Source organism: Plantactinospora sp. B6F1, from assembly GCF_040120695.1.
Classification (GTDB): domain Bacteria; phylum Actinomycetota; class Actinomycetes; order Mycobacteriales; family Micromonosporaceae; genus Plantactinospora.
Genome location: NZ_JBEEAC010000013.1, coordinates 176,905 through 190,524, shown reverse-complemented (window position 1 = coordinate 190,524; position 13,620 = coordinate 176,905). Strand labels below are relative to the sequence as shown.

Genomic DNA, 13,620 nt, shown 5'->3' with positions numbered 1-13,620 from the left:
CCCGAGCAGCGTGGTCCGCCGGTCCGTCCCCGCCCCGCCCCCGGGTCATGCCGAGGTTGACCACCGCCAGTACGGCGAGCGCCAGCGCCCAGCCGGCCGCACCGAGGCCGGCGTCGTAGGCGAGCAGCGGGATCACCGGCTGGACCAGCAGCAGGCCGGCGAACGCGGGTGCGGCGAGTCGGGTCAGTCGGTGGTAACCCCCCGCTACCACCGCGCCGACCCCGAACACCAGTGCCGCGTACCGGGCCGCCGGCCAGCCGGCCACGCCGAACAGGTCCACGCTCCATCCGGCGTACCCGTCGAGCACCACCAGGAGCAGGCCGATCGCCGCGAACGTCTCGGCGGTGGCGGTCAGCCCGCGCCACTGGGCCAGCAGCGGCGCGGCCAGGGCCAGCCCGGTCAGCGTGCCGAGGATCAGCGCCCGGCCGCCGACCCCGACCGTGGCCCAGGCCACCACCGTGAAGACGATCGCCGCCGTGCCGACCAGCAGCCCGCCGAGGATGAACAGGACGTTCTGCACGGTCCGGGTGGAGGCCTCCGGGCGTACCCGGTCGGTGGCCGGCGCGGCCGGCGAGCCTGCGGCGACGCTGCCGCCCGGTGCACCGGGAACGCTGACCACCGGCCCCCGGACGGCGCCTGCCATCGGTCCTCGGCGGTCCCCGGCCACGTGTCCCCGAGCGGAGGCGGTCGCTGGACCACGGGCCGACGCGGTCGCTGGACCACGGGCGGACGCGGTCGCCGCTGACCGGACCTGCTGGGCCAGCGCGTCGCGGCGCCGCCGGAGCTGCCGCAGCGCGGCGTCGAGACCGAGGTATGCCTGCCGCGCCTGCTCTACCCGCCCGCCGAGCACGGCGATCTCCGCACCGAGCCGGATCACCTCGGCGGCAGCCGGGTCGGGTGCCCGGCCGCAGCCCGGGCATCCGGTCGCCAGGTTGGCGCCGGCCCCGCAGACCGGGCACGGGTAAGCGTTCATGGAAGCGGTCACGGTGCCATGATCGGCCACGGCCGGGCCGGCGCACAGAGTGCGCGTACCTATCCCGGAACGGGGATCCGAGCCCGTGCCGGGCATGGCGCCGGCCCTCGGGCATGGCGCCGGCCCGCTCCGGTCGGATCCAGGAGCAAGGGCGGCTGCCGCCGCCCCGGTCAGGGGCGGGTCTGTTCGTGCAGCCAGGCCGAGTAGTCCGGGTTGCCGCCACTCACCCAGGTCACCAGAACCTCCGGCACCTCGTAGGGGTGTGCCGCCCGTACCTGGTCGATCAGGGCTTCCACCCGGTCCGGGGCGGTCTTGAAGACGACCGTCCACTCCCGGGTGGTCTCCATCCGCGACTCCCACCAGTAGGTGCTGTCCACCGGCCCGCTCACCTGCGCACACGCCGCCAGCCGGCCGGCAACCGCGGCGGCGGCGAGCACGTCCGCGACGGCCCGGGCGTCCACCACCGTCGTCACGATGCAGATCTGGTCCACGCCGGGCACCCTACGCCGGATCACCGTCGCCCCGATGCGCATCGACCCATTCGTCGATCCGGGCCCACCAATCGAAGATCCAGTCGATCCGCTCCTGGCGCCCCTTCGGCACCTCCTCCGGCGGCACGGACCAGAACCGCATCACGATCCGCTTGTCCATCGGTAGTTCCCGCCACACGTCGGCCACGGTGAGCATCCGGTCCAGTCCGGTGTGCGCGACGAAGATGACCCCGGCATCGGGTGCGGCGTCCAGCGCGGCGAGCACCCCGCCGGGCTGCGGCGCCAGGACGTGCCGCATCGCCTCGGCCCGCTCCGCCATGTCGGTCAGGCCACGGGACCGGAGCAGGTCGATGGCGCGGCGCCGCCGCCGGGGCGTGAAGTTGCCCCCCTCAGGAAAGATCACGAAGGCGTCGTTCTCGTCGAGGTTGTGCGCCAGGTGGCCAATCTGCTCGACCAGGCTCTCCCTCGGCGGCCCGACCTGCTCGGTCGGGCCGACCCGGGCCTGCCTGCGGTGCCGGGGCGCGATGAACCGGTTCGGCAGCCGGTTGAGCAGTACGTCGACCGCCGGATCCCACTGGAGGGTGTCCTTAAGCACGATCCTCGGTTCTCGCTTGAACCAGTTGACCAGCGCGTGGATCAGGATGAACGAGTCACCCGGCCCGGCGTGCCGGCAGAGCACCAGTTCGGGGCGGCCGGGCAACGCAGTGTCCGGATCGGTGCCGACGATGTCGATGCGCAGCCGCAGCGTCCACCGGGCCTGCCAGAACAGCACGGTGAGAAACCACCCGGCCAGTACGTAGTGCGCGCGCTGGAATCCCGGGGACCGCTTGTGCCAGCCGAAGCCCGAACCAACCCAGAGCCCGAACATCGCGACCAGTGCGGTGGCGTTCCAGACCAGGTAGACGATCGCCACCCAGAGCACCCGCAGCGGGCGGAGGTAGCCGGGGACCAGCGGCGAGGCCGCCGCGGCGATGAGCAGCCACAGCGGCAGCGTCGTCACCACCAGTACGGCGAGCAGCACCGTTCCGGGGGCGAGCACGAGTCGCCGGACCCACCTCGGCGGCAACGGCATCAGGCGTGGTCCACGTGTTCGCTGAGGTAGCGCCGCGACGCCGTGTACGCCCGGCTGATCCGCCGGCCCACCGCCGCCATGTCCCGGTACGCCCACGGGGTGTCTTCCCGGGGCCCGAGCCCGCCGGTCGGCAGCACGTGCACGTCCACCTCGGCCGGCAGCGCCGCCATCTCCCGGGCGAACCGGTGCCGCCGGGCTATCTCGAAGGCCACCTGGGCGATCTCCCACGGTCGACGGGGTGGTGTCAGGGGGCGCTCGATCCGGCCGACCTGGAGGACGAAGATCTGCCGGGCGCCCGCCTGCACCGCCTCGCCGATCGGGATCGAGTTGACGATCCCGCCGTCGACGAAGTGCTCGCCGTCGATTCGGGCCGGCGGCAGCAGCCCGGGTACGGACGCCGACGCGAGTACGGCCGGCACCACCGGGCCGGTGCCGAACCAGTGCTCGGCGGCGCGTTCGATGCTCGCCGCACAGCACCGGAACGGCACCTTGAGGTCCGCGAAGGTGGTGTGCTCGCCGAGTTCGACCTCCAGCAGCCGGCGCAGCGGGCGCGGCGAGTGCAGGTGGGTCCGGGCGGCGAAGCGGCGCAGTTGCCGGGCGATGGAGTCGCCGTACACCTCGCTCGCCTCCGGCGAGGCCCAGAGCCGGACCAGCCGTTCGGTGACCGCCTCGGACGGTTCGGCCGCCACCAGCGCGCCGTTCACCGCCCCGATCGAGGTCCCGAGCACCAGATCCGGGTGGATGCCGGCCCGGAACAGTGCCCGCAGCATGCCGACCTCGACGGCGCCGAGCACCCCACCCCCGCCGAGCACGAACGCCACCGGACCGCTGACCATGTCGTCAATCCTGGCACGGGGCACCCACCCCGACCCGGCCGGTCGGCCCGGCGGCCACCCGTATCGACGACCGTCCGGCGCATCGACGGTACCGCCCGGCGCACGGCACCGGCCCGCTCCCCGGCGGCACCGCCGCACCGGCGGCGCTTCCGGATCGGATGTCCTGGAAAACCTCGCCGTGTCCGGCTGCTGGTCCATCGTTGACAGGAGGTAGACAGTCACGGAGCCTGATACGACCCCCACACACAGCCTGATGCGACCCTCGACTTTGCTGGCAGGTGCGACCAACAATGGCAGCGTTGCAGGCTGGCGGCCTGCTCGCCCGCAGGTATCGGCTCATCGACCGGATCGGCGCCGGCGGTATGTCGGTGATCTGGCGTGCCCGGGACGAGGTGCTCGACCGGGTTGTCGCGGTGAAGGTGCTCGCCGCGTCACTCGCCGCCGACGCGAAATTCCGGGAAATGGTCCGGGAGGAGGCCCGGGCAGCCGCGCAGCTCGTTCACCCGCACGTCACCGCCGTGCACGACTACGGCGAGACCCTTGGCCCGGACGGCGGGATCACCGCCTTCGTGGTGATGGAGCTGTTGACCGGCGAGGAACTGAAGGCCGAACTCACCGCCGGACCGTTGCCCTGGCGGACGGCGGTGGAGATCTGCGCCCAGGTGGCCGAGGCGCTGGCCGCCGCACACCGGCTGGGCATCGTGCACCGGGACATCACCCCGGCCAACATCATGATGACCGCCACCGGTGCCAAGGTGCTGGACTTCGGCATCGCCACCCAGGTCGGCGCCCCGGACGAGGACGAGGACGGCGAGACGTTCGGCACCCCGGCGTACGTCGCACCGGAGCGGCTGGACGGGCTTCCGGCCCAACCGGCGACCGACACGTACTCGCTCGGCGTGCTGCTCTACGAGACCCTGAGCGGCCGGGTGCCCTTCCCGGCCGACACCTGGGAGGAACTGACCCGGGCCCTGGAGAAGGGGACGGAGCCGACGCTGGACGGCGTACCCGACCTGCCGCCGGCGGTGGCGGACGTCTGCCTGCGCTGCCTGGCCCGTGACCCGATCGAGCGGCCGACGGCCGCGCAGGTCGGTGAGCTGCTGCGGCAGCAGTTGCTGGCCGCCCAGTCCCAGTCGCGGGATGCCCCGCCGACCGCGCCGGTGGCTGCGGCGGCTCCGTCGGCGCCCCGGCCGCCGGTCGACCCGGCGATGCCGCCCGGACCGCGGGTGGCGCCGAAGGATCGCCCCGCGACGGCTCCGGATCGGCCGGTCACGCCACCGGGCCGAGCGGGGCCCGCCACCGAACCACCCCGGCTCGGCCGGGTCCTGCTGGTCGCCGCCGCCGTGCTGGTCGCGCTCACCGCCACCGTCGTGATCGTGGCCGCGCTCGGGGACGAGCCGGGGTCGCGGCCGACGACCGGGGCGACGACCGGCGGGCCGGACGGCACGACACCGACGCCTCCGGCCGGCACTCCGGCGCCCGGAGCGTCGACGGCCGGACGCCCCTCCACGGCCGCCCCTGGCGGGCAACCCGGTGCCGGCGACAATCCCAACATCCCGCCACCGCCGGTCAGCGAGGTCATGGCCCAGCTGTACCAGATCGTCGACGACGGGGTGGCGACGAACGAGATCCGGGACCACGCCGGGGTGGACCTGCGCAACCACCTCCGTAACCTCCGGGCCGACTCGGGTGGCGCGACGGCGGACCTGACCGGTCAGGTGTCGCAGCTACGCGACAAGATCACGATCCGCCGTGACGAGGGTTCGATCTCACCCGAGTACGCCGAACTGCTCGACGCCGCCCTGCTCCGGCTCGCCAGCGCGGTCTGAGCCGACCGGCGCCCGCCGCACCGGGCGGGACCGGGCGGGGCGGTCAGCCCAGCCGGATCCGGTCGCCCGCGCTGTCGAAGAGCAGCAGTTGGTCCAGGTCGACGGCGAGCGTGATCGGCTCGCCGATCCGGGGCAGCACCGGTGCCGGCACCCGGACCACCACCTCACCGGCGTCGGCCGGTTCGCCCCCGGGCTCCGGGTCGTACACGGGATAGAAGCCGTACTCGGTGCGGGCCGTGGCGGGCGGCTGCTCCGGTCGCGGGTGCGGGAGCATCCGGGCCAGCCGGTCCCGCATCGGGTGCCCGCTCGGCAGGTCGTCGGCGAGCAGCTCGGACAGGTGCTGCCCGCTGGTCGGATCCTCCAGGCTGGCCTGTGCCGACGGGGTCGGTACCGTGTCGGTCCGCACGTGCACCAACGCCTCGTGACCGAGGTTCTCGACCGACCGGACCACACCCCGCAGTACCGGCGCCGGGCCGGAATCGGGCGGCACCGGGCTGAGCGCGTCGGCCCGCAGCGCGCAGGTGACCCGCTCGGTGTGCCGCTCGCGCAGCGGGCGTACCCGGGGATCGTCCGGCGGCAGCTCGATCAGTTGTGATCCGAGGTCGAGCAGTACGCCGCCGTCGGGCGCGTAGACGGCGGCCTGCAGCAGGTTCGCCCGGGGCGTACCGAGGAAGGCGGCGACGAAGAGGGTGTGCGGATCGCGGTAGACCTCGCCCGGCGGGCCGATCTGCTGGAGCCTGCCCCGGCGCAGCACCGCGACCCGGTCGGCCATGGTCATCGCCTCGACCTGGTCGTGCGTCACGTAGAGGGTGGTCATCTCCAGCCGCCGGGCCAGGGCGGCCACCTCGGTACGCAGCTCCGCGCGGAGCCCGGCGTCCACGTTGGAGAGCGGCTCGTCGAGCAGGAAGGCCCGGGACTCCCCGGCCATCGCCCGGGCCATCGCCACCCGCTGCCGCTGCCCGCCGGAGAGCTGCCCCGGCCTGCGGTCGAGCAGATTCGTTATGCCGAGCTGGTCGGCGACCTCGGCGACCCGGGCCGAGACACCGGCCGGGTAGTCCGGGTTGAGGCTCAACGGGAAACGGATGTTCTCGGCGACCGTCAGATGTGGATAGAGGGCGTAGTCCTGGAAGACCATCGACAGTTGCCGGCGGGGGCCGGGGCCGGCGCTGACCGGCTGGCCGTCGATCAGCACACGGCCACTGGTCGGCTCCTCCAGCCCGGCCACCAGCCGCAGGATCGTCGACTTTCCGCAGCCGGTCGGACCGAGCAGGGTGACGAACTCCCCCGACCCGACCTCGATGCTCACGCCGTCCACCGCGACCGTGCCGTCCGGGAACACCTTCGTCAACCGATCGGTGGCGATGCTGACCACGGCGACCACCTCCTGTCGCCATCGTCGGGGGCCGACGGGATACGCGCCAGTCCCATTGCGCCGGACGGCCGCACACGGTGCGCCGGACGGCCCGGCCCGACGCGCCGGACGGCATAATGCCACGACGACGCGCCGCGCGCTCCCCCGGCTCCCGGCCCACCCCGGCCGCCGCCCTCCGGCCTGGTCCAACGACCGGGGCGTGGACGCTGTCGCGCCGGGGTCAGTAGGTGCCGTCGGTGGGCGGTGGGGGATCGACCCGTACCGTCCGGTCCATCCAGCCGTCGCCGTCGTCGTCGTACGACCGCTTCTCGAAGAAGCCGTCGCGGTCCTTGTCGTACTCGCTGATCTCGACCAGCCCGTCGCCGTCCAGGTCGTGCCCGACGAAGTCGGTACGGCCATCCCGGTCGAGGTCGACCAGGATGTCCACCCCGCCGTCGGCTCGGCCCTGCAGGGTGTGCGGGTCCCAGTTCCCGTCTCCGTCGACGTCGACCCGGGTCCGGTACCCCTCCGGTACGGCCGGCTCGGCGTCCGCACCGGACAGCTCGCCAGCCGGCCCGAATCCCACCTCGGCCGGCGCTCCGGGCCCGAACCCGGCCTCGGCCTCGGCCTCGGGCGCGGTCCCGAACCCGACCTCGGCCGCCGGCCCGAACCCGAGTTCGGCGTCGGCCAGCGCGGCGGCGAGCCCGTCTTCCGGATCGGCCAGCGCACCGGCCAGCCCGCCCGGCGGATGCGCCAGTGCCCCGTCGGTGACCGACCCGATTTCCCGGCCGATCTCGTCGCCGAGGCCGGTCAGCCCACCGGCCGGCGCCCCGGCACCGGCCGGCCCGACCTGCGCGGCGCAGCCGGCCACCTCGGCGGAGGGTGGCGTCCCGGGACTCCCGCCCGGGTCGAGGCCGGCGGGGCCGATCTCGCCGACTCCGGGCAGCGCGCCGGCCAGCCCGGCCAGCGGGGTGAACATGCCGAACAGGCTCGACTGGTTGGCCCGGGTCTCGACGCCGTGCTCTCCGTCGGTGCCACCGCCGAGCTGGAGCTGGAGCAGCGCCACTTCGTCGGCGTCGAGCCGGTAGCCGGCCAGGGCGTCGACCGGATCCGCGGCGAGCGCGGCGGCGAACGCCGGATCGGTGACCAGCCGTTCGAGTACGTCGTCGAAGTCACTCACGGTCGCCTCCTGATGCACACCGGGCCGTTCACAGGCTATCCGCGCACCGCCACCGCCGGAGCCGACCGCGCGGCCCGCACCGTCAGTCCAGTTCGGGCATGGGTACCGGTTGGGGGCGTGGCCGGCAGGTGCCGCACTGCAGGGCGTCCTCGACCACCAGCCCCTCGGCCCGGCCGCGCGCCTCCGAGCGGTGCACCTGCAACAGGTACGGGCCGAACCGGGCATGGTCCTCGCAGACGCCGCGGCCACAGAACCGGCACCCGCCGCGCGCCGCCTTCGGACAGAACCAACAGAGCACTACGAACTACTTCCTGCTCGTCGCTCATCTCTGAGCGGTTCGGATGTTTCGCTCCCCGGCCGGGATGTTACGGTGCCGCCGCACGCTTCCAGCGTGATCGTCAAACCGGTCCCCGACTGGTTCCCGGCGCCATCCACGGCCAGGATGTCGACGCGCACCGGCCCGCCGCCGTTGTTCGCCCGGGTGTAGGGGACGACCACCTCGCCCTGGAACGACGCCCCCGACCGTCCGAGCTGCACCGCACCACCCTCGCTTCCTCCGAACGACCAGCTCGCGGAGACGTGGACGTCGGAGGCCGGCGTGACGTTGTCGTCCACCGAGCCGCCGATCGTGGCGATGCCGTTGCCCGAACACGACGGCCGGGAGATGCTCGTCGGCTTCGCGAAGACGTCGGAGAAGGTCGGCCCCACGGTGTCCCTGGGTGGGGTGGTCGGCGCCGCGGTGGTGGGTGGGGGCGTGGTGCGGGGCGGGGTACGCGGCGGGGTGGTGGTCGGGGTGCTGGCGGTTCCGGTCGGGGTGCTGTCCGCGGCGGTCGGGGTCGGCCCCGGGGCTCCGGGCGACTGGCTCGGCAGCGGCGTCGGGGTGGGAGTGGGGGTGGGGGTGGGCAGGCCGAACTCCGTCGGCTCCGGGTCGCCCGGGGTACCGGTCGGGGACGAGCCCGTACCGTCCGGTGCCGTACCGCCGCCGCAGGTCAGCGTCCGGCGGTTCTCCGGCTGGCGTACCCCGGCGACCCGTACCTGGCCGGTGGAGACCTCGATGCCCCGGGTCCAGGCCGCGTACCGGGCCGCTCCACGGTTGCTGACCCCGCCACCGGTCCGGTCCACCAGCAGTGCCAGGGGGGCGAAGGCGCTGCTCGGGCTCCCGGTGTCGGCGAGCATCCGGCCGGTGTCCAGGGTCAGCCGGCCGTGCGGGGTGACGGTACCCGCCCCGTCGCTCCAGAGTGGACCCACCATCGCCCGGGAGCCGGCGCAGAACACCGCCGTCGAGCCGCCGCGGAAGGTCAGTACCGCGCGGGACCGGGACCGTACCCGGATCTGGTCGCCCTCGGAGACGTAGCGCCGGTCCCCCTCGGCCAGCCGCACGCTCCGGCCGTCCACGACCGCGTCGACCCGGCCGGACTCGGCGGAGAGCAGCGCCCGGTCGCTGGGCATCTCCGCCCAGGCCGGGCCGGGGACCAGGTTGCCCGCCGCGCTGAACAGGGCCAGCAGCAGGAGAAGCAGGACCAGCCACCAGAGTTTCCGCTCGAACCGGCGGTCGACGTCGGGATCCGCGCCGGGTGGGGGCGGTCCGGGCGGCGCGGCCAGCGGCGGATAGCCGCCGTCGGGATGCACGCCGGCCCGGGGCGCGCTGCCCGGCGTGCCGGCCCTCGGCGCCCGGGGTGCCGCGCCCCCGGTGCCGAGGAACAGCGGAAGGCCGGTCACGGCGGGCAGGCCCCAGACCCGGACCGGCGTACGGGCGGTGGCGACCGTCCCCGGCTCACCCTCCCCGGCGGGGCCGATCAGGGTACCCCGGCGGAGCTGGGTGCCGTCCGGCAACTCGATCACCCCGGACTCCACCACCACCGCGTCGTTCGCCCCGGCCAGCACGACCGGGTCACCGGCGGCGACCGCCGACACCCGGGCTCCGGCGACCAGGCCCAGCCGGTCCTCGGCGGTCAGCCCGCGCAGCGCCGGCGCCTCGGCGAACAGCGCCTCGGCCTCGGCCCGGTCGGTGGGCGGCGGACCGGGCAGCGGCCCGACCCCGGCGACCACCGCCGACGCCGGAAGTCCCAACAGGACGGTCCCGGCGGTGTGCCAGTCGAGGGCGGCCGGCGCCCCGGTGAGCGCGTTGGCCAGCCCGATCATCCCGCCCGGGCCGATCCGCTGCCGAACCAGGCCAGCGGGGTCGCCGGGCTGCCGGCCCTCCATGGCACCCTCGACGACCAGGAAGACGCTCGACTGCGCGGCCCCGGCGAAGACCAGCTGTTGCCCGGTACGCGGCCACACCCAACCGGCCCGCTGGGCCAGCTCGGTCAGGACCGCCTCCGGCAGCCGGCCCAGCGGAGAGTTCCGCAACGCGTCCAGTCGGCGGGGCAGGTCCAGCCGCTGCCGCCGCTCCGCCCAGCGGGCCCGTGCCCGCCGGACGCGCCGGGCGAGCCAGCCGGCGGTGAGGTAGACCAGCGGTGCGGCCAGGCCGGCGATGACGGCGACCAGCAACAGCCGGGCCGGCCAGCCGGACCACCACAGCCCGAGTACCAGCCCGGCGACCCGGTCGGTCCAGATCCGCCAGCCGAGGTTCACCGCGATGACCACCCAGAGCACGGCCAGGGTGCCGTACAGGGCGACGATCCGGCCCTCCCGGTCCAGTTGCGCCCAGCTCGGCGGCCGGCGGCGCAGCCGGGCCAACACGTAGCACAGGCCACGGGCACGCAGGTTGGGTATCTCCAACCAGTCCATCAGCAGGTAGTAGCCGTCCAGCGCCAGGAACGGGTTGAGGTTGAACAGCGCGTTCAGGTACCAGGCGAAGGCAAGCTTGAACGTCCACGGCGCCCACTCCGGCACCAGCAGGCCGGCGAGCTGGGCGAGACCGGCCAGGACCAGCCCGGCCGCCGGCCCGGCCGCCGTGGTGAGCATCCGGGCTCGACGACCGGCCATCCAGACGTCGGTGGTGTCGACGAAGACCGACGGGATGCCGAAGTAGACCAGGAAGCCGGCGGCCGGTACCCGCCGTCCGGCATGCTTGGTGGCGAGCGCGTGCCCCAGCTCGTGGCAGGCCAGCGCGAGGACGTTCAACCCGACCAGCACCGCCGCGCCGGCCGCGTACGAGCCGTCGGTGAGGAACAGCGACTCGTCACCGGCCCACCACGTCCAGCCGAACAGCAGCAGCCCGGCCAGCGCCACCGCGCCGAGCAGCCCGGCGGCGACCCGGGTGAAGAGCAGCCGCCCACCGGCCCGGTAGGCGAGGTCGACCAGCCAGTCGACGTCGGCCACCACCGTGCGTTGACCCTTGGCGGCGGCGAGCAGTCCCCGGCCGAGCCGCAGCGGCCAGGGCCGGCGGTGCACCCGGTCCAGCGGCCGGAACGCGTTCAGCGGCAGCTCGGCCAGCATCCGGTTGCCGGCCAGGTCGGCGACGATCCGGGTGACCTGGTCGGGGGCGAGCCGGCCGGCGATCCGGGCGAACTCGGCGACCAGCCGGGCGACGGTCCGGGACCCGTCCATCAGCTCGGCGAGCCGCCACTCCTCGGGGGAGAGTCGCAGATAGCAGGCGCCCCGGGAATCCGGCGAGCGGAGCATCACGTACGGGACGCCGCGTACCGAGACCAGTTCGGCGCGCTCGATGCCGGGGCGGAGCACCGGACGGGCCCGGGCCGGGTTCAGGCGCTCGACGACGGCGCTCCACAGCCCGGAGTCGGCCGGTCCCACCGGCCTGCCCGGAGCACGGCCGGCCAGAGCCTCCCAGACGCTCACCCGGCTCTCGACGACGGCCACCGACCCCTGCCCTCCGCGTCCCGCTGCGGCCTGCAGAGTAAGGCGTCGACGCCACCCTGACGCGCCCGCGTCCACTACCCGACAGGGAGCGTGGCTGACGTCGTACCCGAAATCAAGCCGGCGGCGTCACCAGGCGACGGTCGGCGCGGACGCCGGCCGGACCGGCGGTGCGAGACCCGGCTCCACGAATGCCCGGTAGACCCGCTCGTACTCCTCGGCCATCCGCTCGGCGGAGAACTCCCGGCGCACGTGCGCCACGCAGGTGCCCGGGTCCAACCCGGAGACCTCGCGCAGCGCCGGGCCCAGCTCGGACGGGTCGTCGCAGATCAGCCCGGTCTCGCCGTGCCGGACCAGCTCCGGCACGGCCCCCCGGTTGAGCGCCACCACCGGGGTTCCGGTGGCCATCGCCTCCACCATCACCATGCCGAACGGCTCCTCCCAGCGGATCGGCATAATCAGGCAGCGGGCGGCGAGCAGCAGGCGCACCGTCGCGTCCCGGTCCGGGTTGCGCAGCACCGACACGTCCGGTCCGAGCATCGGCTCGACGACCTGTTCCAGGTAGCACAGCTCGGACCGCTCGTCGCACTTGCCGGCCAGCACCAGCGGCAGGCCCGCGGCCCGGCACGCCTCGATGGCCAGGTCCGGGCCCTTGTCGGCGCTGAACCGGGCCAGCCAGAGCACCGGGCCCATCCCCGGTACCGACTTGGTCAGCAGGTTGCCGGTCGAGATCCCGTTGTGCACGGTGGCGACCCAGGGCAGTTCCGGAGCCAGCCGGCGCTGGGTGTGCGAGATGGCCACCAGCCCGACGTTCGGGTCGCCGTCGGCGAGCACCTCCCGCAACTCACCGGTCGGCTTGCCGTGCACGGTGGCGATGGTCGGCACCGGCCGGCCGGCGGCGTACGGGCCGACGGTGGTGTGGTCGTGCACGATGTCGAACGACTCCGGCGAGATCATCCGGTTGACCCGGGTCAGATGGGCCAGTTCCGGCAGGATCTGGCCGAGCCGGTGGTGCTGCAACTCCGGGACGGTCCCGACGAAGTGCGCCGCGGTGCCCGTCCCGGTCCCGGCGCCGAAGAGGGTCACCTCGTGCCCCCGGGCCGCCAGCCCGTCGACCAGGGCCGAGCAGACCTGTTCCAGCCCGCCGTAGCCGGGCGGCGGCAGTTCGTACCAGGGCGGGACGATCATCGCGATGCGCAGCCGCTGCTCCGGCCGCGCCCGCTCGGACGGGTTCGTGCTCACTGGGAGTCCTCCCCTCCGGGCCGGGCCGACACGGTCAGGTCGCGAGGCGAAGCCGCGTCTCGACCTCGCCCACTCCTGGCGCGGCCCAGGCCACCCGCTCCGCCTCCTCCCGCTCCAGCCATGACCGCACCTCGCCGGTGAGCACCACAATCCCCTCCTCGACATCGATCTGGATCAGGCCGGCGTCGATGTCGATCCGCCGGGCGAGGGCACTGCGGATGTCCCGCTTGAGGTCCTCCTCCGACAGGTCGCCGGCCGGTGCCACGGCGATCAGGTTCGTCACCCCGCGTACCCCGGTGAGCCGGCGTACGGCCCGCTCGGCGGCGCGCTTCTGGTAGCCCCGCTCGACCTCGCCGCGCAGCGTCAGCCAGCCGTTGGCGGCGGTCACCTGGATCCGGTCGACCGGCACGAAGGCGTCCCACTCCAGCGCCCGGCTCGCCGCCGTGGCGATGTCGGTGTCGGTACGCTCGGCCCCGACCGGCAGGCGTACCTCGATGTCGTTGGCGACCGCCCGGTTGCCCCGGATCCGGTGCGCGATCCGCTCCGCCGCCCACTTCTTCGCGTAGCTGTCCACCTGACCGGTCAGGGTCACGATGCCGCCGGAGACCGACACCCCCACCGCGCTGGCCCGGACCCGGGCATCCCAGGCCAGTTCGGCCAGCACGTCACGCTGGATGTCGGCGTCGCTGCGCGCCATGGTCGCGGTACTACTCATCGCCGCTCCTCCCCCGGTCCTCGTGGTCACCGACGCGCTCCTCGTGGTCACCGACGCACGGTCGGGTCGGCACCAGAAGCCGTGCCTGCCAGACCAACCCCGATACTCGCCCTGGTCCGGGTGAGCCGGGCTCACCCGGACCAGGTGAAGCGGGACGGGGAGCGGGGGC

The 13,620-nt window shown here is 74.2% G+C and carries 10 protein-coding genes and 1 pseudogene; 1 reads left to right on the top strand and 10 read right to left on the bottom strand.

The annotated features are described in order from the left end of the window. The 4 genes and pseudogenes from ABNF97_RS18745 to ABNF97_RS18730 form a co-directional block, all read right to left on the bottom strand. Positions 1–985, bottom strand: a pseudogene (locus tag ABNF97_RS18745) (SCO7613 C-terminal domain-containing membrane protein); the annotation flags it as partial. A gap of 158 nt (positions 986–1,143) precedes the next feature. Next, positions 1,144–1,464, bottom strand: a complete 321-nt coding sequence (gene cutA / locus ABNF97_RS18740) for a divalent cation tolerance protein CutA (RefSeq protein WP_130464797.1) — start codon at positions 1,462–1,464, stop codon at positions 1,144–1,146. Positions 1,465–1,474: 10 nt separating this feature from the next. Continuing rightward, positions 1,475–2,536 carry a 1-acyl-sn-glycerol-3-phosphate acyltransferase gene (locus ABNF97_RS18735; protein WP_130464798.1) on the bottom strand — a complete coding sequence of 354 codons (1,062 nt, stop codon included), beginning with the start codon at positions 2,534–2,536 and terminating at the stop codon, positions 1,475–1,477. Next, entirely contained in the window at positions 2,536–3,372 is an 837-nt protein-coding gene (locus ABNF97_RS18730) for a patatin-like phospholipase family protein (protein ID WP_349339256.1), read from the bottom strand. The genes ABNF97_RS18735 and ABNF97_RS18730 overlap by 1 nt, the downstream gene beginning before the upstream one ends. Before the next feature lie 290 nt (positions 3,373–3,662). Between ABNF97_RS18730 and ABNF97_RS18725 the strand changes: the two genes are divergently transcribed. Continuing rightward, the gene (locus tag ABNF97_RS18725) at positions 3,663–5,201 is read left to right on the top strand and encodes a serine/threonine-protein kinase (protein ID WP_349339255.1); all 1,539 of its coding nucleotides are present in this window, start codon (positions 3,663–3,665) and stop codon (positions 5,199–5,201) included. Between the two features lie 43 nt (positions 5,202–5,244). Here ABNF97_RS18725 and ABNF97_RS18720 read toward each other — a convergent pair whose 3' ends face one another. The 6 genes from ABNF97_RS18720 to ABNF97_RS18695 all read right to left on the bottom strand — a co-directional run bounded on the left by ABNF97_RS18720 (position 5,245) and on the right by ABNF97_RS18695 (position 13,451). Continuing rightward, entirely contained in the window at positions 5,245–6,573 is a 1,329-nt protein-coding gene (locus ABNF97_RS18720; RefSeq protein ID WP_130464801.1) for an ATP-binding cassette domain-containing protein, read from the bottom strand. Between the two features lie 220 nt (positions 6,574–6,793). Then, positions 6,794–7,732 carry a hypothetical protein gene (locus ABNF97_RS18715; RefSeq protein WP_130464802.1) on the bottom strand — a complete coding sequence of 313 codons (939 nt, stop codon included), beginning with the start codon at positions 7,730–7,732 and terminating at the stop codon, positions 6,794–6,796. An 82-nt stretch (positions 7,733–7,814) separates the two neighbouring features. Further along, positions 7,815–8,030, bottom strand: coding sequence for a hypothetical protein (locus tag ABNF97_RS18710; RefSeq protein WP_130464803.1), 216 nt, complete (start codon positions 8,028–8,030; stop codon positions 7,815–7,817). Continuing rightward, positions 8,030–11,497, bottom strand: a complete 3,468-nt coding sequence (locus tag ABNF97_RS18705) for a cyclic nucleotide-binding protein (protein WP_349339254.1) — start codon at positions 11,495–11,497, stop codon at positions 8,030–8,032. Before ABNF97_RS18705 ends, ABNF97_RS18710 begins: the two co-directional genes overlap by 1 nt. 126 nt (positions 11,498–11,623) lie before the next feature. Then, on the bottom strand, positions 11,624–12,736 hold the full coding sequence (locus ABNF97_RS18700) for a glycosyltransferase family 4 protein (RefSeq protein ID WP_486484824.1): 1,113 nt from the start codon (positions 12,734–12,736) through the stop codon (positions 11,624–11,626). Positions 12,737–12,770: 34 nt separating this feature from the next. Then, positions 12,771–13,451, bottom strand: coding sequence for a BON domain-containing protein (locus tag ABNF97_RS18695; protein ID WP_130464805.1), 681 nt, complete (start codon positions 13,449–13,451; stop codon positions 12,771–12,773). Between the last annotated feature and the right edge of the window lie 169 nt (positions 13,452–13,620).